The sequence below is a fragment of the Natronobacterium haloterrestre genome (assembly GCF_900112205.1).
Classification (GTDB): Archaea; Halobacteriota; Halobacteria; order Halobacteriales; family Natrialbaceae; genus Natronobacterium; species Natronobacterium haloterrestre.
In genome coordinates this window covers 418975-438999 of sequence record NZ_FOKW01000003.1, presented here as the reverse complement: position 1 = coordinate 438999, position 20025 = coordinate 418975, and the positions used below count along the sequence as shown (strand labels likewise).

Genomic DNA, 20025 nt, shown 5'->3' with positions numbered 1-20025 from the left:
AACTCCGGTGTTGACGACGAACGGCGACGAAACGTCCACGTACAGCCGACCGTTCGGCGTACTGACTCGAGGCTCAGTCGTAGCTCTCCTCGGTCGCGACGGCGACGACGGTCCCGTCGTTGATCGCGTAGACCGTGTCGTCTTGCCGCTCGAACTCGAGGCCGGCGGCCGCGGTGGACTCGTCGGCCGCGGGGATCGGTGCGGTCTCGACGGCGTCGGTCCCGTCGACGGTTACCTCGAGGACGAACTCGCCGTCCTCGGAGGCGACGGTGACGAACCTGTCGTCGATCCGTACCTCGGCCTGGGCGTCGTCGGACTCGAAGACGACGGTCTCGGGGTCGGGCGACTCACCCATCCGGACCTGGTAGACGGGGTCGTTCCCGACCGGCTCCCAGCCCGCGCGCTCGACGTGGACGGTCGAACGCCAGCCCGGGCCGCCGACGGTGACCGTCTCCTCGCCGGTGTACGCGAGGTGATCCGCGGTGACCGCTTCCATCCAGATGTTGCGCCGCTCGCTCGCGACGATGACGCCACTGGCCTCGAGGCTCTCGTCTAGGTATTCGATACCGAAGTCGGAAACGAGTTCGTTCTCGACGTTTTCGGCGTACTCGATCGTGTAGTCCTCGATTTCGATGGCCGACTCGGGGGAGTGGGCCGCGCCGTCGACTGCGACCACGTTCACGGGGATCGCCATGCCCGCGAGGGCCGCGAGGACTAACAGGACACAGAGGAACGCGACACCGCGGCGGTGCAGCGACGACAGTCTGGTTGCCCGACTGCTGCGGTAGCCGCCGGCGATGTCGTAGACCCGGTCGAACCGGTCCGTGCCGTCCGCGTCGGGGTTGCCGCCCTCGGCTCCTCGATCGGGACCGCTCCGCGCCGCGATCTCGAGTGGCCGATCGACCGACAGTTCGGTCCGGGCGCGAGCGAGTCGGCGGCCGATCTTTCTCGGCACGGCCGGTCGCTCCGAGGCGGTAAGCGCGACCGTGATCACGAGCGCGAGCACGGCCACGATGACGATGCCGGGGCCCCGGTAGAGGTAGAAGACGTTGCCCTCGCCGAACCAGTAGATCTGGTACAGGCCACGCGAGACGGCGTAGATCAGGACGGCCGCCCAGATTCGGAGCGCGTCGGGACGGGTGTCGCGGCGCTCGAGGAGGGCGATCCCGATCACGAGGCCGACGAAGAAGCCCAGCGCGTGGCCCTGGATGGCGACGGCGGCCCACGAGGGCGCGGACGGCGGACTCGGCTCGGCGACGTAGCGGTAGATCGGCGACTGGAGCGCGCGGTAGATCGTCGTGAGTACGCTCTGGACGCCGATCGCGGCGACGAGCGTCGTGATGGGGTAATGGACGAGCGCGACGGCAACGAACGCGAAGACGATGCCCGAGAACCCGATTACGGGGCCCAGCGAGAACAGGCTCGTGAGGAGGCCGATCCCGATGACGACGGCAGGGAAGACGAAAAGCGCCCGGACCCAGGGGTTCGATCGGAGTCGGTCGTCGTCGCCACTGTCCGGATAGTGGCCCCAGGCGTACTCCGCCAGCGGGGCGACGACGACCGTCCCCGCCAGATTGCTGACGAGGTGGCCCGGTCCGGCATGGGCGAACGACCCCGTGAGTATCCCCAGCGGGTAGAAATACGACCAGGCGCGGTAGGGGATCGTGACCGGATCGGAGAAGTCCGTGATCCCGTCCTGGACGAACAGGTAGACCGCGAGGACGAACGTGACCACGACGAGAGTACCCCAGGGGACGCCCAGGACGAGCCGATCGCCGGCGACCGCTCGCCACGGGCGTTCGGGGTTCTGGAGGCGTCGAACGGCGGCGATCGACGCCGCGAAGGTGACCGCGACCGCGGCCGCGAGCACGGTCCCGAGCAAGCGCATGTCACTCTGGTTCGACCGGAGCCGTATAGTGATTACCTTCCCCTCTCTCTCGGGTTCGGTCGCGATCCCCGACATCCGTTCAGGGCGCGGAATCGATCCCCGCCGGAAACCGGCTTCGAAAGGTACAAGCGGCCGACGGCCGGATTCGTTGACATGGAACTGCGGGTCACCGAGCGCACCGACGACGAACTCTCGATCGAAATCGCCGGCGAGGATCACACGTTCATGAACGTCCTCAAAGGCACGCTGCTCGAGCACGAGGACGTGAGCGCGGCCACCTACGACGTCAACCCCGAGCAGTCCGGCGGCCAGACGGAACCGATCCTGACGATCAAGACCGAAGACGACGTCGACCCCATCGACGCCCTCGAGGAAGCGGCCGGCGACGTTCGCGACAAGGCCGTCTCGTTCCGCGAGGCGTTCGAAGCCGCCGCGTAACGGTCCCGTTTCTCCCCGCGACTACGTCGGTACCGGGACGTCGTCTTCCGTGGCTTTCCTCGTCGCGTAGCGACGCTTCGACAGTCTTCGATGGAGTGCTCGAGTTCCCTTGCACTCTCAGTTCCGTCCGCCGTTACGAACGCGAGGGGGGTGGGGTCCCGGGGTCCCCGACGTTGGTCGACCGCGGGAAAACGCGTTACCCCGTCCCTCAACAGGCAACGTAGGTGACGTAAATCGTCCCCTCGACGGCGTGGAGGTCGACCCCCTCGGCGGCGGGGCCGTCGGCCGTGCTCACGTCGCTCGCGGCGAGCAACTGCTCGGCGACCGTATCGGCCAACTCGTCCTCGTTCTCGTACTCGTCCGGACCCGAAAGCGCGATCCGGTCTCCGCTCAGATCGGCGGCGCACTCGACGCCGAACTCGTCCGGGGAAACGGGCTCGGGTTGGGCGTCGTCGTACTCCAGCGCCACGAACCCGCGGTTCTGGTACTCCGCGAACGCCGCGAGGCTGTCGTCGTAGCTCCGCGAGCCCTGCCGGTCGGCCTCGAGGCGCTCGTGGATCGCTCCCTCCGTGGCCTCGAGGTCCAGACCGCCCACGACGTTCCCGTTGCCGGACGCCTCGGGCGGGTCCGGCGGGCCGATGCCGGGCAGTATCTCCGGCGGGACGATTCCGGTCACAAACAGCAGGACGACGACGCCGACGACGGCGAACACCGGGAGGTACGGTCTGGCGACCTCGAACCAGCCCGGCGTGTCGAGTTCCCGTTCGACGTCGTCGTAGGTCTGTTCGGTCTTCTCGAGTTCGGGGTTGCCACACCGCGAGCAGGGCGGGTTGTTCCTGACGTGTTCGCGCCCGCAGTTGGGACACTTCCAGACGTAGGTCGTGCCGGTGTCGACGGTGTCGGTCGACTGCCGGTTGCCGGGGTCGTCCTCGCGGACGATCGCCTTCTCGAACTTGTTGTGCCCGCAGTTGTCACAGGGCGGGTCGTTTTCCTCGTGTGGTTTGCCACACCACGTGCACCGCCACTTCACTAGTAAAACGGTCGACTCCGTCGGGATAAGCGTATTGGAACGACGAACGTTACGGGGGAGACGAGACGGGAGACCGGCTCACAGCCGAACCGGAACGCCCCGCTCGTCGAGGTACTCCTTCGTCTCGGCGATCGAGTACTCGTCGAAGTGGAAGATCGAGGCCGCCAGCCCCGCGTCCGCGCCGGCCTCGGTGAACACGTCGTACATGTCCTCGGGGCCGCCACAGCCCGAAGAGGCGATGACCGGCGTGTCGACGACGTCACAGACCGCCTCCGTCAGGGGCAGGTCGTAGCCATCCTTCGTGCCGTCCTTGTCGATCGAGTTGACGAACAGTTCGCCCGCGCCGCGGGACTCGGCCTCGGCGGCCCACTCGAGGACGTCGATACCGGTTCCCTCGCGGCCGCCCTTCTTCGTGCACTCGAACCAGCAGGATTCGCCGTCGATTTCGACGTAGTGCTCGCCCTCCTCGTCGAACCGGCGGCGCGCGTCGACGCTGATGACGATACACTGGCTGCCGAAGGCCGAGGCACCCTCGTTGACCAGTTCGGGTCGCTCGAGCGCCCCCGTAGTGATGGACACCTTGTCCGCGCCGGCCCGGAGGGTCTCTTTGATGTCGTCGGTGCTGCGGATGCCGCCGCCGACCGTAAGGGGAATGAACACTTCGTCGGCGACGTCGCGGACGACGTCGAGCATCGTCTCGCGACCCTCCGCGGAGGCGGTGATGTCGAGGAAGACGAACTCGTCGGCCCCGGACTCGTTGTAGGCCTTGGCCATCTCGACGGGGTCGCCGGTGTACTTCAGGTCCTCGAAGTTAACGCCCGTGTAGACCGCCGGGTTCCCGTCCTCGTCCAGGTCGACGTCGATACAGGGGATGATTCGTTTGGTCAGTGCCATGTCGCTGTTACGCGAGGGTTCGTTCCGAGGGTAGTAAAGGGGTCTGGATCGGGCGATTGCGGCCGCCGTCGCGTGGCGCTCGCTCGCCGTCCGTTTCGGCCGTCGGTACCCGCGGGTGCCGTTACTCGAGCACTCGCCCGCGGAAGGTCTCGACTGCTTCTCCGAAGCCCTCGAGTCGCCCCCGAGCGATCGCGTAGTCGCGGTACTGGTCGCCCAGCGAGACGTTCGTTTCCGGGTCCCGCTCGGCGGCCCGGCGGAGGCCGTCGTCGGCCCACTCGATCCCGCGCAGCGTCTCCGCGAGGACGTAGGCCGCCAGAGACGGCGAGGACGGCGAGACGGGTTCGCCGGCCACCTCGAGGTCGCGGATCTCCTCGGCCGCCGCCAGGGCCGCCGTCCGCTCCGCCAGCACGTCCTCGAGGGAGGGATCGCCGAACTCGCCGCCGGCGATCCGGTCGCGAACCGACTCGAACGCCCGGTGGGCGACTTCGAACTCGAGCCCGCGGTAGAGCGCGGTCCCCAACTCGCCGTCGTCCGCGGCCGTCTTCAGCCGCTTGCGGGCGCTGTCGACCGGCTGACCGGCACGCCAGACGGTGAGTTCGAGGTACGAGTCGTCGAGGTCGCCGAGGCCGACCCCCTCGAGCCACTCCTCGTCCTGTTCGGGAAAATCGGCCGCGTCGGCGGCCTCGATCGACCGCTCGAGGGCGTCCTCGAAGGCCGGCTCGAGGTCGGCCCCGTCGTCCTGGAGGTCCGCCCGGTAGCGTTCGTCGAGGTGCTCCCAGACGTCGACGGTCGCCGTCGCGTGCTCGAGGGTACCCGCGCCCTCGCCGAGTTCGAGGGGGTCGTCGCTCGCGGCGACGCTCCAGCGGTCGAGGGTCGCGGCGGCACGTCCCAGGTCGGACTCGCGGCGATAGGCGTACAGCGACGCCCGCAGTCGGCCGTCCCCGGTGTCTGTCCCGCGGTACTCGATCCCGTCGTGGCGGTCCCGCGCGACGGACCGAACCGACCCTCGTTCGTCGCGGAGTTCCTCGAGCAGGCGCGTTCGCCGGTCCGTGTCGTCTTCGTCCTCGAACCTGACCGCGAGCCAACTCGTCAGCGCGTGGCGGGCCGCCTGCCGGGCGCTACGGCTCTCCCGCAGGGCGCGGTACTGCGCGTCGCCGGTCGCGTCGGCGGCGTCGTCGCGTCCCGCGACCGCCTCGTCGCGTTGCTCGACGATTCCATTCCGAACGACGCCGTTGGGGACGTCCTCGGGATCCAGGCCGTCGGGAACCTCGGCCAGCAAGGTATCGACGCGCTCGAGGGCGGCCTCGAGCGCGGTCGAGTCGGGCCGGACGGGGACCGGCCACGAGAACTCGACGGGATCGACGTCCTCGAGGGCGGCCTCGACGTCCCCCGCGCTGAACCGGACCGACGAACTCGTCTCGTCGTTCCAGGGGAGGGCGCTACAGCCCGCGAGGGCGACCCCGCCGACGCCCGCGAGGCCGGCGAGGAAGCGCCGACGGGACGACCGACCGGCCGCGCCGCGGTCGTTCGCGGTCATTCGTCCTCACCTCCGTCGGTCGTCTCGCTCGATCCGGTGCTCGAGTCGTTCCCGTCGGTGTCGGTCCCGCCGCCCCGATCGCTTTCGGACCCGTCGGATTCCCCGGCGTCGGGGGTCGTCGAATCGGGACACGACATGTGTTCGGAACCTCCGCTAGTCGAGGGCCGTTCCGCGTACGACCGGTCGATCCTGACGAGGATCGCCTCCATCAGTTCCCTGTCGGCTTCACACGGCGTCATCGGAGCCTTCAGGGTTTGACAGAACCGCGCCCGATACTCGTCGTCCCGGGCTTCGATCCCGAGCAATCGCCGTTCGTAGCAGTCCTCGATCGTTCGCTGGTGGACGACGACCGATTGGCTCTCGAAGTCGGTAGCCTCGAGGAAGTCCCGGATCTCACTCTCGTCCTCGTCGGCGAGGCCGGGCTCGATCCAGAGGTCGGCGGCCGCCGATTCGTCGACGACGAACAGCCTCGAGAGTCGATGAGCGACGGTCTCGTCGTCCTGGGCATCCTCGGCCTCGTCTTCCGACCGATAGACGAACGGGTCGGGGTCGTCGGCGCGGACGAACAGCGACTCGTACTCGTGGGTGGAGTCGAACCCACCGTCCGGAGGACCTTCGCTCGCCGACGATTCGGTCGTGGATTCGCTTCCGTCGCCGGCACAGCCGGCAAATACCGTCGCGAGACAGCCGCCTGCGGCGGCGAGCAGCCGCCTTCGCGACCGTGACCGCGATGGGGACTGGGATGGAGACGTCGATCCGAACGTGGAGGGCATCGGTGCCGACTCGTCGCCAGAGCGGTAAATATCTCCGGGTGACACGACGCTTCGCCTCGCGTCCGATCTTCCCCGTCAGCGACCGACCGCGTCGGCCGGAGCCGCCGCTCGCGGCGTGTAGGTGTTTTTAAGACCTCGAGGGGACAACGCCCGGACATGGCAGACGACACCGACCACGACTCGGCCGCAGACGTCGGTCACGACCTCGAGGACGAACGAACGACGGCACCGATGAGCGAGTACACGGCGAGCGACGTCACCGTCGGCTTCGTCGTCATGCTGATCGGCGTCGCGGTCGCGTTCGGAATACCGCTGATCGCGTTTTAGAAGACGTACTCGTCGTCGTGGCCCATCATTCCGTCGTCTTCGAGGCCGGTACCGCCACCGGTAGCTCCCTCCTCTTCGTCCATCGGCCCGCTGGTCTTGTAGGCTTTGATGCCCGTCGACAGGAGGTCCTCGATGGCCTCCTCGCGGTTGACGAACTCACCGCGTTCGACCATCTGGGCGATCTGCATCTCGAGGTGTTCCGGGATGGTGATCTCTACTTTCGGCATCTGATTCCGCTTTCGGCGAGGGGGTATTTAGGTTTGACGGGGAACAAACGTGACATCCTCCGCGCCCTGAAGGACGCGGCTTCCCGTACCGTGGGTGGGATATTTGCTGGTCTACGACACGACCTGTTCTCTCGGTTTGAATGTCCCGCTCTCGCGGTCGAACAGGTGTGTCGAGGGCTGTGACACGCAGCCGTTACTCCTATCCTCGCCGTGAGGACTCGGAGTTATCTTCTGGCGCATGTTCTCCGCTCCGTTACAATCTGCGTTGGCTACCAACTCACACGACGAACAGACGTACAGGCCACGTTCGACACGGTTCGACTTCGTGTCGTCACCACACCGTGAGCAGGTCTTCGAGGTGTTCCACTCGTTCTCCTTCAGCACCTCGACGCCACGGATCTCACCCTTGTACGCGAGGTACTGGTAGATGCGGTCAAACGCCCACGAGTGCAACTTCTTGTTCCCCGTTTTGCCCCAGTCTGAGTTCCGCACGTCTTCAGGCCAGCTCACCGCGAGCGTGCCAACATCACGTTCGACACACTCGGTGATGATGGTGTCCGTGAGAACGTGGTAGAAATGCGTCTCGCGGTCTGCGAGTTTCCTGCGTGCCCACATCGACTTCTCTGACGGGCCGTTCTCACCCTCAGTCTCGTACTCTGCTCGGGTGAAATAGTGCTTGTCTTGCTTAAGCGAGTTCCCGGGGTACAGGACGTACTCGTCAGGGAATGCAACCGTGGCGATATTCGTGATTCCGAGATCGATCCCTGCTACGCTGTCGCCTGCCGAGTCATTGGTCTCGCGTTCGACTTTGCAGACGAAGTGCAGTTCCCACTCGTTACCGTTCCAGACGGCACGAACGTTCTGCACTCGGGTGACTTCCGAGAGGTCAACGTCTGGCCGGGTCTGGTACTCACAGAGGATGAAGTCCGACCACCCTTCTTTCAAGTTCGACCCTTTCGAGAGTCGGACGCGGTTGTTCTCTGGGTCGTGTTTGAACCCGTCTGCTTTGAACGTGACCGTACTCTTGGGTCGGTCATCGCCGTGTTTGCGGTAGCCGGGCGGATTCGCCTCGTCGTCTGTCTGTCGCAGATCGAACCACGACTGGAAAGCATCAGAAAGTTCTTCGATGACTTTCTGACTGGATTGTGCGTTCAAATCTTTCCAGCATGATTGGGTCTTCATATACGCTTTCAGGACGCCTTCAGATGGGATTTCTCCTGTTGCGTTCCAGATGCGGTCGGCTGTCCAGCGTGCGACGTTCCAGATCTTCGAGGCGGAGTCTCCGAGCGAATCGAGGCCATCGCAGACCTGTCGCTGGTTCTGGATAGAGCCAACGTAAGTACGAGTGACCTCGATCGCCATGTATAGCCTATGTTGATAATCCAACTTAATGGTGCGGATTATCGTGGAATATCCAGCCTGCTACCGACAGTGGATTGTGTCATCCAACGACGCGATTCACGCCCACCGTAAACGGTGGGATTCTCTCGCTGTCCAAAGATAGATCGAAAAACGGCGTCGACGGACCGCCCCGGCCCCGCAGCGATCGACCGATTCCGTCCGCTGATCAGGGTGAAGTCGCAGAGCTGGACACGGTGACAGTTGCGATTTCCGACTCTCCGTCGACCGAACCTGCAGGCCCGCGTCCGTGCGGCCCGAATCGGGCCCCCGGCGTTAGCGGTTCCCCATCATCGAGTCGATGGCGTTCCGCAGCGACGTCCCCGGCTGGGTGATCGACTGCAGCTTGTTGAGCATCTTCCGCTGGTTGAAGTAGCTCGCGAACGCGAGAATCGTCGGCGGCCAGAGGCCGATGAACGTGCCGAGCTGGCGCTCTCCGCGGATGAAGAAGTAGTAAAGGGAGAGGCCCACGGATGCCGCCGACGCGATGGCCGCAGGGCCCATGGCTTCCTCGCCGACTTCTTCTGCTGCCTGTTCCGTGACTTCCCGTTCGGGTAGCTGCTGTCTACTTGCCATACAGATGAGCGTAGTCGAGACTGTACTAAGGGGTGGCGAGGGTTTCGTGAGGAATCCCTCGACTTGTGACGAGGAGACGACCGTTTCGACGTGTTTCGAATCGTTTCGATCCCGCCACCGGGACGGAAATTCGTCGTTACGCGTTCCGATCGTCCTGCTCGAGGGGGCCGACGTCACTCGCAGGCGACACGTCGATACGGTGAACGGTTCGCCGCCTTCGGTCGAACCGGAAGGCGTCACATCTACGGTCGTCCCCACTAACCTACGCGTATGACTGACGACGTCACCGACGTCACGGACCTCTACCAGGAGTTCGGCGACGACCGGCTCCCCTCGGGACAGCGGGAGACGACCGCGTTTCCGGTCCTCTCGAAGGGTTCCACTCCCGACTGGGATCCCGAAACCTGGGAGTTCACCGTCACCGGGGCCGTCGACGAGGAACTGACCTTCTCCTGGGAGGAGTTCCGCGACCTGCCGAGCGAGACCCAGCGCCAGGACTTTCACTGCGTAACGGGCTGGAGCAAGTTCGACTGCGAGTTCACCGGGGTCCCGTTCACCGAACTCGCGGAGCGGGCCGGCCTCGACGACGACGTCTGCCACGTCCTGTTCTCGGCGCTCGACGGGTACACGACGGACCTCCCGCTCGAGGACTGCATGCGCGAGGAGGTCCTGTTCACGTGGGCGTTCGACGGCGAGGAACTGCCGGCGGACCACGGCGGCCCGCTCCGGGTCGTCACCCCGCACAAGTACGCCTACAAGGGGGCCAAATGGGTCGACGGCGTCGAGTTCCTCACCGAACCCGAACTCGGCTACTGGGAGCGTCGCGGCTACTCGGAGACGGCCAACCCCTGGGAAGAAGAGCGATATAGTTAGGCTGAAGGCGCGGCGGTCCTGAACCTCGTTCGATGGAGAGGACGTCGGGCGAGGGCCGGAATCGGGAGTCGGAGCGAGGCCGAGTTACGGCCGATACCGACACCGAGACCGACACCCGAACCGAAGGCGGGACCGAATCCGCGGGCGACACTCGCGAACTCGTCGCCCGGAGTCGGGACCTCGAGGACGAGGACGTTTCTTTCGGCGCGATAGTCGATACGGACGCCGAGACGCGGATCCAGTGGGCGACGCCCGCTGGCCTCGAGGTCGTCGGTCGCGGGGCAGTCGCCGAGATCACGGCGACCGGCCCCGACCGGTTCGATACCGTTCGCCGGCGCGCGGATCGACTGTTCGCGACCCTCGAGCACGACGGGCCGGCGGTCGCCCGACCGCGCGCGTTCGGCGGGTTCGCCTTCCACGACGAACACGACCCGGACGCCGCCCCGTGGACCGGGTTCGACGCGGCTTCCTTCGTCATCCCCGCGGTTCTCGTGGTCAGGAGCGACGAGGGAACCTGGCTGACGGCCGTCGCCGAGACGGCCGACGCGGCCGAGGACCGCCTCGAGCGGTGGACCGACCGGCTGGCCGACATGCCCGCGATGCGACCGAGCGGGTCGGGTCCCGGGATCACGGACACCCGCCGCAGCACCTCGCCCGCCGAGTGGACCCACCAGGTCGAGACCGCGCTCGAGCGGATCGCCGATGGCCGACTCACCAAGGTCGTGCTCGCGCAGGCGCTTTCGGTCGAGCTGGCGGCCGAACTGGACGTCGCGGCGGCCCTCGAGCGGCTGCGTCGTCGCTACCCGAACTGTTATCGCTTCCTCGTCGGCCACGAGGTCGGCAGGACCTTCTTCGGCGCGCCGCCCGAACGGCTGGTCGCGAAAACCGGAACTCGGGTCGAGACCGAGGCCCTGGCCGGCTCGGTCCCCCGCGGCGAGACGCCCGAGGAGGACGACGAACACGCCGAACACCTGTTCGCAAGCGACAAAGTCGGGCGCGAGCACGGTCTCGTCGCCGAGTCGATCCGGGAGCAACTCGAGCCCCTGGCCCGCGAACTCACGATCGCCGAGCGGGAGGTCCGGAAGCTGGCGACGATCCAGCACCTCCGGACGCCGATCGAGGCCGAACTCGACGCGGATCGGCACGTCCTCGAACTCGCCGAGGCGCTGCACCCGACCCCGGCCGTCGGGGGCGTTCCCCCCGCGACTGCCTGGGAGACGATTCGCGAGACTGAATCGTTCGCTCGCGGCTGGTACGCCGCGCCGGTCGGCTGGTTCGACGCCCACGGCGACGGCGAGTTCGCGGTCGGCATCCGCTCGGGCGTCGCCCGCGAGGCCGAGATCACGCTGTTCGCCGGCAACGGCATCGTCGCCGACAGCGACCCGGACGACGAGTGGGAGGAAGTCCAGTTGAAGCTGCGCTCGATTCTCGACGAACTCCGCTAACACGATGACCGATCCCAACCCGAGCCCGAACCCCGCGACCCTGTGGGGACGGACGCTCGCCGACGAACTCGCCGCCGGCGGCCTCGAGGCCGTCTGTATCGCCCCGGGAAGCCGTTCGACGCCGCTGACGGTCGCCTTCGCGCAACACCCGGAGATCGACGTCTACTCGCACCTGGACGAACGATCGAGCGCCTTCTTCGCGCTCGGCCGCGCGCGCCGGACGGGAGAGCCGACAGCGCTGATCTGTACGTCCGGCACCGCCGCGGCGAACTTCCACCCCGCGGTGATCGAGGCCAACCAGGCCCGCGTCCCGCTGCTCGTGCTGACGGCGGATCGGCCGCCCGAACTGCGCGACAGCGGCGCGAACCAGACGATCGATCAGACCAAGCTCTACGGCGACGCCGTCCGCTGGTTCGCCGAGCTACCCGAACCGGAGGCAGACGAGCGGAAAGTCAGGAGCCTCCGGACGACCGCCGCGCGCGCCCTCGCCGAGACCGGCGGCCCCGAACCCGGACCGGTCCACCTGAACTGCCCGTTCCGGAAACCGCTCGAGCCGACCGAACTCCCCGGCTCAGTCCCGGAGTCGTTCGCGGAAACGCAGGCCGCCCGCGGGCGAGAGGGACCGTTCGTCGACGTCGAGCGCGGGGACGTCACTCTCGCACTCGAGCGGGGCGGCCCCGTCGCGGACGCGCTCGCGGACGCCGACCGCCCGCTGATCGTCGCCGGGCCGGCCGATCCGACCGATCTCCGGGACTTCGAGCCCGATCGTGCGGTCGAACTCGCCGAGCGGGTCGGCGCGCCGCTCCTCGCGGACCCCCTCTCCGGGCTCCGGTTCGGCCCGCACGTCGACGGGGACGGCCCGGTCTACGGCGGCTACGACGTATACGCCGACGCGGTCGTCGATCCCGACGTCGTCCTCCGATTCGGCGCGTCCCCGACCTCGAAATCGCTGCGCCACGCGCTGCGGGACGCCGACGCGCGCCAGTTCTTGATCGACCCCGCGGGCGCGTGGCGCGAGGCGACGTTCACCGCGACCGATCTGCTCGCCGCACGGCCGGAGTCGGTCGTCGAAGCCGTCCTCGAGGCACTGGACGGACTCGAGGTCGACGGAGAACGAGCCGACGATGCGTGGCGATCCCGCTTCGACGCCGCGGAGCGCCGCCACTGGAAGCTCCGGGACGACGCCCGGACCCGCGAGTCCCTCGCGGAGACGCCCTTCGAGGGGGCCGTCCTCGCGTCCGTCCTCGAGCGCGCGCCCGACCCCGCGACGATTTTCGTCTCGAACAGCATGCCCGTCAGGGACGCCGATCGGTTCGGCAAGCCACGGAACGCCGACCTGACCGTTCTCTCGAACCGTGGCGCGAGCGGGATCGACGGCATCGCGAGTACGGCCCTCGGCGCCGGGAGCGCCGCCGACGAACCGCTTGTGCTCGTCACCGGCGACCTCGCCTTCTACCACGACTCGAACGGGTTGCTCGCGGTCGATCGCTGCGGCGTGGACGCGACGATCGTCCTGCTGGACAACGACGGCGGCGGCATCTTCCACAAACTCCCGATCGAGGAGTTCGATCCGCCGTTTACGGACCAGTTCAAGACGCCTCACGGCCTCGAGTTCGACGCGCTCGCGGACCTCTACGGCCTCGAGTTCGAGTCGGTCTCGCCCGCCGGGTTCGCGGACGCCTACGAACGGTCGCTCGAGCGGTCGGGAACGCAGGTGCTTTCGGTCTCGTTCGACGCGGAGACGAGCCACCGCCGACGCGAAGAACTCGCGCGACGGGTCTCGAACGCGGTCGAAGACGACGGATAGGCGGGGTTTCTCGACGGCCGTTTCAGGGCCGCAACGCCCACCAGACGACGATGGCGTACCCGAACGGGATCCAGGCGAGGCCGATCGTCGCGGCGCCGGAAAGCGAGAACGGCGACAGTATCGCGGTCCGGACCACCACGGCCGGGATCGCCAGGCTCCAGAACCCGAACATCGCGGTCGCGACACGCGGGAACGTGAGTGCATAGCCTACGAGCGCGAGCGTACATGCCGCCACGATCGCGTTGGTCCAGGTCGCGAATCCAGGTGCGACGCTCGAGTAGACGAAAAGCGGGTACAGCGCCCAGATACAGGCAAGCGTCACCGCCGCGGATCGCGTAAGCGGTCGTCCCTGCCACTCGAGGTCGACGTCGTCGTTCCAGTCGTGGACGGCGTAGCCGTCGTCCGCGGCGGATTCGGTCCCGGCTTCGCCGGTCCCAGCGCCCGTTTCCGCCGCCGACGTACCCTCGGCCGTCGAAAACTCCTTCCCCGGGTCCGCCCGCTCGGACGTCCCGGACCCACCCGTTTCCCGGTTGACTTCCTCGTAGACCTCCTGCCACCGACTCCGGTTGCCGGTACGTCGACGGCCCCCTCGGCGGCTGGATCTGCCGCTCGAGGTTCCGGAGTGGGTGGTGGTCGATCCGCGTCGACCAGTCCCGCGAGTATTTGTTCCGTGCGCGTCGTCGGCGCTCCCGTGGCCAGGGTCGGCCGACGGATCCTCGTCTCCAGTCGACCAGGCGCACTCGCCGCTATCGCCCGTCGCCGGTCCGTCGGCTAACTCGACGTACGCCTCGTGGCCGAGGCGATCGTACCGAGCGCGTTCGGCCTCGTCCCCGAGCACCGCCTCCGCTTCGGCGACCCGCTGGAACTCCTCGGCGGCGTCCGGGTCGTCGCTCTGGTCCGGGTGGGTCTCGAGGACGCGCTCCCGATAGGCGGCTTCGATCTCCGCCGCGGTCGCGTCGGAATCGACCTCGAGGACGTCGTAGTACGTCTCGGCCACGTCCGCGGATTCCGTCGCCGCAATAAAAACGCTACCGTCGACCGACTCGACGTCCGTTCGTGGGATTCCGTACGAATACACCCCATGATGGTATACAGAATCGCGTACTGGGGTGACGTCTGGAGTCGTGCTCGCGATCCGGTTCCTCGAGTGAGCGACGGAGCTGCAGGCCGCCGTTCGGACTCGCTCGGAGCCGACGGCTGACCCACGACGGTGGCCGACCGTGGCGTATCCCCGGCCTAATCCAACTATATTTTCTCTTGCACAAGTAAATAAGTATATTTTATACGGTGGAGCGGAACCGTTCGGATGGATCACACGATGGACCCAACTCTCTTGCATCACGGCATGAGCGAAGCAACGGCGTACGGACTGATCGGCCTGACGGGCGTCCTCTCGTTCCTCGCGGGCATCGCGTTCGACCGGTTCTACCGCCAGCGCGAGGCTCGATCCGACCGCGGCGTCGAAGCCTGAAACGGTCTGCTGTCCGTCATATTCGGTGTACCCGTGACTACCGGGTACACCGGTACGTCGTTACACCGGACCGTCCGACGCGTCGCGAACCGACACGCGAACCTATTTCACGTCGCCGTCGCCAAACTCGAGGCAAGACAGATGGTATCGGAACTCTTCGACCCCGATCGCTGGGAGCCGATCGAGGACCTGAACGCCGATTTTCGGGATATCACGTACCACCGCGCGGTCGACTCCGGGACGGTCCGGATCGCGTTCGACCGCCCCGAGGTGCGCAACGCCTTCCGTCCCGGGACGGTCGACGAACTCTACGACGCCCTCGAGCACGCGAAGCGCCAGACCGACGTGGGCTGCGTGTTGCTGACGGGGAACGGTCCCTCACCGAAGGACGGCGGCTGGGCGTTCTGTTCCGGCGGGGATCAGACGATCCGCGGCGAGGACGGATACCAGTACGAGGGTGACGAAAAACGAGCGTCCGAACAGGGACGCCTGCACATCCTCGAGGTCCAGCGACTCATCCGCCACATCCCGAAGGTGGTCGTCTGCGTCGTCCCCGGGTGGGCGGTCGGCGGCGGCCACTCGCTGCACGTCGTCTGCGATCTGACCCTGGCGAGCGAGGACCACGCGAAGTTCCTCCAGACCGATCCCGACGTAGCGAGTTACGACGCCGGCTTCGGTTCGGCGTACCTCGCCAAACAGATCGGCCAGAAGAAGGCTCGGGAAGTGTTCTTCCTCGGGAAGACCTACGACGCCGCGGAAGCCGAGGAGATGGGCATGGTCAACGAGGTCGTCCCCCACGAAGAACTCGAGGAGACCGCTCTCGAGTGGGGCGAGCGGATCAACTCCAAGAGCCCGACGGCGATGCGGATGCTCAAGTACGCGTTCAACATGACCGACGACGGCATGATCGGCCAGCAGGTCTTCGCCGGCGAGGCGACCCGACTCGGCTACATGACCGACGAGGCGAAGGAGGGGCGGGACGCGTTCGTGGAGGGCCGCGAACCGGAGTTCGACGACTACCCGTGGCACTACTGACGGGCCTCGCCCGGTAGGGAGCTCGCTCGTTCGGTAGCCGTTGGGAGCAAACCATTTCCACCCGACACTCGAAATGCGTGCCGTGACGCTCCCCGAAGACCCCTCCCGGCGCGAGCATCTCCGGGCGCTTGTCGCCGTCGGCGGTACGAGCGCGCTCGGCGCGTGTCTCGACCTCGGGGCCGACGGCGACGGAGCAGGGGATCCGAACGCCGTGTCCGTGCCGTCCGGCACAGACCCGGACGCGCTGCCGGAGCGCCAGCACGCCTGGAACGAAGCCCTCCCGACCGACGAGCACGGGAACGTTCGACCGCCGGAACACCACGTGCTGGTCGCGCTGTCCCTCGCGGACGGGGTCGACGTCCCGCCGAGCGGCGACGCTCGGGAGACCCTAGAGGCCGCGTTGCGAACGCTCGAGCGCGCGTACGAACGCAGCAACGAGGGACTGCTGTTTACGCTGGGGTACACTCCGGGATACTTCGATCGGTTCGACGAGCCGTTGCCCGACGACCTCTCCCTCCCCGAGCCCGGACCGCTGTTTCCCGGCGGCGACCCCGCGGTCGACGCACACGACGCCGTCCTCCACCTGGCGAGCGACGAGGCGGCGGTCGTCCTCGAGGCCGAGGAGGCGCTGTTCGGCGACCGCGAGACCGTCAACGGGGTCCCCCTCGAGGCGGACGCGACGGCGGTCTTCGACCCGCTCGCGGAGCGGCGTCGGACCGGGTTCGTCGGTGCGGGGCTCCCGGCCGAACACACCGACGTCCCGGGGGTCCCGGATTCGATCCCGGCGGAAGCACCGTTCTTCATGGGCTTTCGCTCTGGGTTCCGGCGCAGCCAGGCGACCGAGGACCGGGTGACGATCGAGTCGGGGCCGTTCGCGGGCGGTACCACACAGCAGATCTCGACGACGGCCCTGCAACTCGAGGCCTGGTTCGAACAGGACAACCACTTCCAGCGCGTCTCGAAGCTGTTCAGCCGGGAACACGCCGCGGCGGACCTGGTCGGCGAGTACGGCGAGGCGCTCGAGGCCTCGAACGGACTGACAGCGGAGCGGATCGACTCGACCGCCGCGGACGCCCGCGAGCACGGCGTGGTCGGCCACGCCCAGAAGGCGGCCCGCGCCAGGGAGGACGGCGAGCCACCGTTGCTGCGCCGCGATTTCAACACGGTCGACGGCGACCGGCCGGGAATACACTTCCTCTCGCTGCAGCGGACGATCGCTGATTTCGCTCGCGTCCGGGAGGCGATGGTCGACGAGGAACTGGACGTCCCGACGGCGAACGACGGCATCCGCCACTACGTCTTCGTCGACCGGCGCGGGAACTACCTGCTGCCGCCGCGGTCGCTGCGGGCGCTGCCGCCGGCGAACCCGGACGGAAACTGAGAGGACAGCTATGCGAGACCCGACTACCTCAGAGGGAATCGATCGACGGACGTTCGTGACCGGCGTCGCAGCCGGTAGCCTCGCGGTGGCGGGGTGTACGAACGAAGGATCGGAAGGCGACGACGCGAGCGAGGGCGGCGATGGAGACGAGGGTGAAGACGCGGACTTCGAGGTCGGCCCCGCCTTCCGCGAGGTCGACGACCCGCCGGACGCGGTCTACCTGCCGACCCACCGGGAGGCGATGCGGACCGTCGACCCGCTCGAGGCCGGAGACTACATCCTCGTCCCGATGCTCTCCTATCCGCACCCGTTCTGGCTCGTGACGGGCGGGACCGGCGAGGACGACGTGTCCCGCGAGGTGCCCGACGACGGCCGCGGCGTCCACCTGATGTTCGTCCTTCGGGACGCGAAGACCGACATCGTGCTCCCGGTCGAAGACGGAGCCAGGATCGAAATCTTCGCGGACGGCGAACCGGTCGACGGTCCGCGCTCCCCGTGGCCGATGATCTCCCAGGAGATGGGGTTCCATTTCGGGGACAACGTCTCGCTGCCCGGGGACGGGACCTACCGCGTCGAGATCACGCTGGCGCCGCTCTCGGCCCGGACGACCGGCGACCTCGAGGGACGGTTCGGGGAACGAGCGACCGCGAGTTTCGAGTTCGTCTACGACGACGCGTTCCGCGAGGCGGTCGTCGGCGGCGTCGACTACCTCGAGGAAGAGGAGTGGGGGCGGCGGGACGCGCTCGAGCCGATGGGGAACGCGGTCGCTGGCGGGCCGACCATCGCAGACTACCCCGGGAGGCCGCTCGTCGCTCCCGACGGCGGATCGGAGGACGGCGCGGGCCCTCCGCGGAGCGGTGACGCAGCCGTTCTCGGGACCCTTGTCGAGTCCGGCAACCGGTTCGCTGCGGACGATCCATACCTGCTCGTCTCGCTGCGGACGCCCTACAACGGCGTTCCCTTGCCCCACGCGTCGCCCTCCGCGACGGTCGAACGCGATGGCGACCCCATCGCGTCGGAGGTCCCCCTCGAGGGGGCCGTCGACGGCGAGGTCGGCCACCACTACGGCGCGTCGCTCGCCGACGTCCGACCGGGCGACGCCGTGACGATCGCGTTCGAGTCGCCGCCGCAGGTCGCCCGCCACCAGGGGTACGAGACCGCGTTCCTCGAGATGCCGCCGGTCGAACTCGAGGTGACCGACCGGTGAGCGGAGCGTTCGGTCGCGCTGGAGTCGCGCTCGCCCTGGCGCTCGCCTGTTCTCTCGCCATCGTCACGGGCACGTTCGCGGTCCCGGCTGCGGCGGGCGACAACGTCGCGATCTTCGCCCTCGAGCCGGCCGAGGTCGACGCGGAGGCAGGCGAGACGGTCGAGCTGTCGCTCGTCGTCGGCACCCACGGCGATTACGCCGGCAACGGGATCGACGAACTGTCGGCGACGCTGGCTTACGACCCTGCGGTCTTCTCGGTCGCGGAGGTCACACACGAGGGGATGCTCGCCCACGGCGGCCCGGACGCGTCGGTCGACGGCTCGGCGACCGTCGACGACGGGGACGGCACGGTGACGATCGAACAGGAGCGCGATCCGTCAGGAGACGGCGCGGCGACGACGGCCCCGGCGGCGACCGTTCGGTTCGACGTCGCGCCGAACGCGCGGACGGCGAACGAGACGATCGAGGTGACGGAGGCGTCGGCGATCCTCGTTACCGACTATCCGCAGGGGACGACGGTCCGGGACGCCACTGTCGCGGTCGAGGCCGTCGAGAACGCGGGCGAGGCCGAAGGTGGAGTCACCGACGCCATCCCCGCTCCCGGGTTCGGAGCCGGTGCGGTTCTCGCGGCCGTCGCCCTCACCGCGACCCTGGCGGCGATCGGCGCTCGTCGGGCGATGTGGCGGCGCTGACGAACCCGTCCCACCCGGTTCGTCGGTCGCAATGCCAACGTTGACACTCTCGCGAGTCGGACACTCGAGGTATAGGCATGACCGAGGTCGAGACGTCACGAACGAAGGCGTGGCTGATGGCGGCACGCCCCCAGACCTTGCCCGCTGCCGCGGGTCCCGTCATCGTCGGGACAGGGCTTGCGGTCCACGAGGGCGTTTTCGCGCCGCTGCCGGCCCTGATGGCCTTCGTCGGTGCGGCGCTGATCCAGATCGGGACCAACTTCGCGAACGACTACTACGACGCGATCAAGGGTGCGGACACGGAGGACCGGGACGGGTTCACTCGAGTCACGCAATCCGGACTCATCCCGCCCGAACGGGTCAAACTCGCCACGATCGTCACCTTCGGCCTGGCGATCCTCTCGGGCACGTATCTCGTCTACGTCGGCGGCCTCCCGATCCTCGTCATCGGACTCGTCAGCGTTCTCTGTGGCTGGGCGTACACCGGCGGCCCGTACCCGCTCGGCTACCACGGCCTGGGCGATCTCTTCGTCTTCGTCTTCTTCGGGATCGTCGCCGTGATGGGTACCTTCTACGTACAGGCGGCCGCAGTCGCCCCGGTCGGGCCGCTGATGACGTCGGTACCGGACGGAACCGTCACGCTCGAGGCGTTCGTCGCCAGCCTCCCCGTGGCGGGGGTCTCGACGGCGATCCTCGTCGTGAACAACATCCGCGACAGGGAAACCGACGCCGAAACCGGGAAGCGTACGCTCGCGGTGCGGTTCGGCTACCGGGTGAGCCGCGTCGAGTACGTCGCGCTGATCGCGCTCGCGTACCTCGCTCCCCTGTGGTTCTGGCCCGTCTCGAGGGCGAACGGGTTCGGGCCGTCCGTCCTGTTGCCCCTCCTGACCCTGCCCTACGCCGCCGCCGTCGCCCGAACGGTCTGTACGCGAACCGACGGCGATGCGCTGAACCCCGCACTGGAGGGGACCGGCAAACTGCTCGCGATCCACTCGGTTCTGTTCGCGGCGGGACTGGTGATCTGAG

Annotated in this window: 20 protein-coding genes; 11 read left to right on the top strand and 9 right to left on the bottom strand. The window is 67.6% G+C overall.

Translation table 11 applies throughout. The features are described 5' to 3' along the window. Positions 1 to 73 precede the first annotated feature (73 nt). Complete coding sequence (locus tag BM113_RS08620; RefSeq protein WP_089787250.1) at positions 74 to 1888, bottom strand: rhomboid family intramembrane serine protease; 1815 nt, start codon at positions 1886 to 1888, stop codon at positions 74 to 76. 153 nt (positions 1889 to 2041) lie between these two features. On the opposite strand from BM113_RS08620, the gene BM113_RS08615 reads away from it, so the two are divergent. Further along, positions 2042 to 2326 (top strand): DNA-directed RNA polymerase subunit L, encoded by a 285-nt coding sequence (locus tag BM113_RS08615; protein ID WP_089787075.1) that lies wholly within the window; start codon positions 2042 to 2044, stop codon positions 2324 to 2326. 208 nt (positions 2327 to 2534) lie between these two features. Here BM113_RS08615 and BM113_RS08610 read toward each other — a convergent pair whose 3' ends face one another. From BM113_RS08610 to BM113_RS08595, 4 genes are all read right to left on the bottom strand, one after another. Continuing rightward, positions 2535 to 3356, bottom strand: coding sequence for a hypothetical protein (locus BM113_RS08610; RefSeq protein ID WP_089787072.1), 822 nt, complete (start codon positions 3354 to 3356; stop codon positions 2535 to 2537). Between the two features lie 78 nt (positions 3357 to 3434). Then, the gene (gene hisF, locus BM113_RS08605) at positions 3435 to 4250 is read right to left on the bottom strand and encodes an imidazole glycerol phosphate synthase subunit HisF (protein WP_089787070.1); all 816 of its coding nucleotides are present in this window, start codon (positions 4248 to 4250) and stop codon (positions 3435 to 3437) included. A 121-nt stretch (positions 4251 to 4371) separates the two neighbouring features. Next, positions 4372 to 5787 carry a transposase gene (locus BM113_RS08600; protein ID WP_089787068.1) on the bottom strand — a complete coding sequence of 472 codons (1416 nt, stop codon included), beginning with the start codon at positions 5785 to 5787 and terminating at the stop codon, positions 4372 to 4374. Further along, positions 5784 to 6560 (bottom strand): hypothetical protein, encoded by a 777-nt coding sequence (locus BM113_RS08595; RefSeq protein WP_245758005.1) that lies wholly within the window; start codon positions 6558 to 6560, stop codon positions 5784 to 5786. Before BM113_RS08595 ends, BM113_RS08600 begins: the two co-directional genes overlap by 4 nt. 156 nt (positions 6561 to 6716) lie before the next feature. Between BM113_RS08595 and BM113_RS22275 the strand changes: the two genes are divergently transcribed. Beyond that, entirely contained in the window at positions 6717 to 6887 is a 171-nt protein-coding gene (locus BM113_RS22275) for a DUF7550 family protein (RefSeq protein ID WP_007142631.1), read from the top strand. Here the strand turns inward: BM113_RS22275 and BM113_RS08590 are convergent. From BM113_RS08590 to BM113_RS08580, 3 genes are all read right to left on the bottom strand, one after another. Beyond that, on the bottom strand, positions 6884 to 7114 hold the full coding sequence (locus BM113_RS08590; RefSeq protein ID WP_007142632.1) for a ribbon-helix-helix domain-containing protein: 231 nt from the start codon (positions 7112 to 7114) through the stop codon (positions 6884 to 6886). The genes BM113_RS22275 and BM113_RS08590 overlap by 4 nt on opposite strands. 111 nt (positions 7115 to 7225) lie before the next feature. Next, the gene (locus BM113_RS08585) at positions 7226 to 8476 is read right to left on the bottom strand and encodes an RNA-guided endonuclease InsQ/TnpB family protein (protein ID WP_089787066.1); all 1251 of its coding nucleotides are present in this window, start codon (positions 8474 to 8476) and stop codon (positions 7226 to 7228) included. A gap of 312 nt (positions 8477 to 8788) precedes the next feature. Next, on the bottom strand, positions 8789 to 9088 hold the full coding sequence (locus BM113_RS08580; protein WP_007142634.1) for a hypothetical protein: 300 nt from the start codon (positions 9086 to 9088) through the stop codon (positions 8789 to 8791). Between the two features lie 270 nt (positions 9089 to 9358). Here BM113_RS08580 and BM113_RS08575 point away from each other — a divergent pair, with 270 nt between their 5' ends. The 3 genes from BM113_RS08575 to menD are packed head-to-tail and all read left to right on the top strand — an operon-like array spanning position 9359 to position 13213. Further along, positions 9359 to 9961, top strand: a complete 603-nt coding sequence (locus BM113_RS08575; RefSeq protein WP_089787064.1) for a sulfite oxidase-like oxidoreductase — start codon at positions 9359 to 9361, stop codon at positions 9959 to 9961. A 32-nt stretch (positions 9962 to 9993) separates the two neighbouring features. Further along, on the top strand, positions 9994 to 11406 hold the full coding sequence (locus tag BM113_RS08570; protein ID WP_089787063.1) for an isochorismate synthase: 1413 nt from the start codon (positions 9994 to 9996) through the stop codon (positions 11404 to 11406). Positions 11407 to 11410: 4 nt separating this feature from the next. Further along, positions 11411 to 13213, top strand: coding sequence for a 2-succinyl-5-enolpyruvyl-6-hydroxy-3-cyclohexene-1-carboxylic-acid synthase (gene menD, locus BM113_RS08565; protein ID WP_089787061.1), 1803 nt, complete (start codon positions 11411 to 11413; stop codon positions 13211 to 13213). Positions 13214 to 13235: 22 nt separating this feature from the next. On the opposite strand, the gene BM113_RS08560 is transcribed toward menD, so the two are convergent. Next, complete coding sequence (locus tag BM113_RS08560) at positions 13236 to 14210, bottom strand: DnaJ domain-containing protein (RefSeq protein ID WP_089787246.1); 975 nt, start codon at positions 14208 to 14210, stop codon at positions 13236 to 13238. A gap of 348 nt (positions 14211 to 14558) precedes the next feature. Between BM113_RS08560 and BM113_RS22855 the strand changes: the two genes are divergently transcribed. From BM113_RS22855 to BM113_RS08535, 6 genes are all read left to right on the top strand, one after another. Continuing rightward, entirely contained in the window at positions 14559 to 14684 is a 126-nt protein-coding gene (locus BM113_RS22855; protein WP_281244007.1) for a hypothetical protein, read from the top strand. 141 nt (positions 14685 to 14825) lie between these two features. Further along, positions 14826 to 15719 (top strand): 1,4-dihydroxy-2-naphthoyl-CoA synthase, encoded by an 894-nt coding sequence (locus BM113_RS08555; RefSeq protein WP_089787244.1) that lies wholly within the window; start codon positions 14826 to 14828, stop codon positions 15717 to 15719. An 82-nt stretch (positions 15720 to 15801) separates the two neighbouring features. Next, a complete protein-coding gene (locus BM113_RS08550) occupies positions 15802 to 17100 on the top strand; it encodes a DUF7405 family protein (RefSeq protein ID WP_089787242.1) in 1299 nt (432 codons plus the stop codon). A 10-nt stretch (positions 17101 to 17110) separates the two neighbouring features. Continuing rightward, on the top strand, positions 17111 to 18307 hold the full coding sequence (locus BM113_RS08545; RefSeq protein ID WP_089787059.1) for a DUF7350 domain-containing protein: 1197 nt from the start codon (positions 17111 to 17113) through the stop codon (positions 18305 to 18307). Beyond that, the gene (locus BM113_RS08540; RefSeq protein ID WP_089787057.1) at positions 18304 to 18999 is read left to right on the top strand and encodes a cohesin domain-containing protein; all 696 of its coding nucleotides are present in this window, start codon (positions 18304 to 18306) and stop codon (positions 18997 to 18999) included. Before BM113_RS08545 ends, BM113_RS08540 begins: the two co-directional genes overlap by 4 nt. Positions 19000 to 19076: 77 nt before the next feature. After that, positions 19077 to 20024, top strand: a complete 948-nt coding sequence (locus BM113_RS08535) for a 1,4-dihydroxy-2-naphthoate polyprenyltransferase (protein ID WP_394327713.1) — start codon at positions 19077 to 19079, stop codon at positions 20022 to 20024. Position 20025 lies beyond the last annotated feature (1 nt).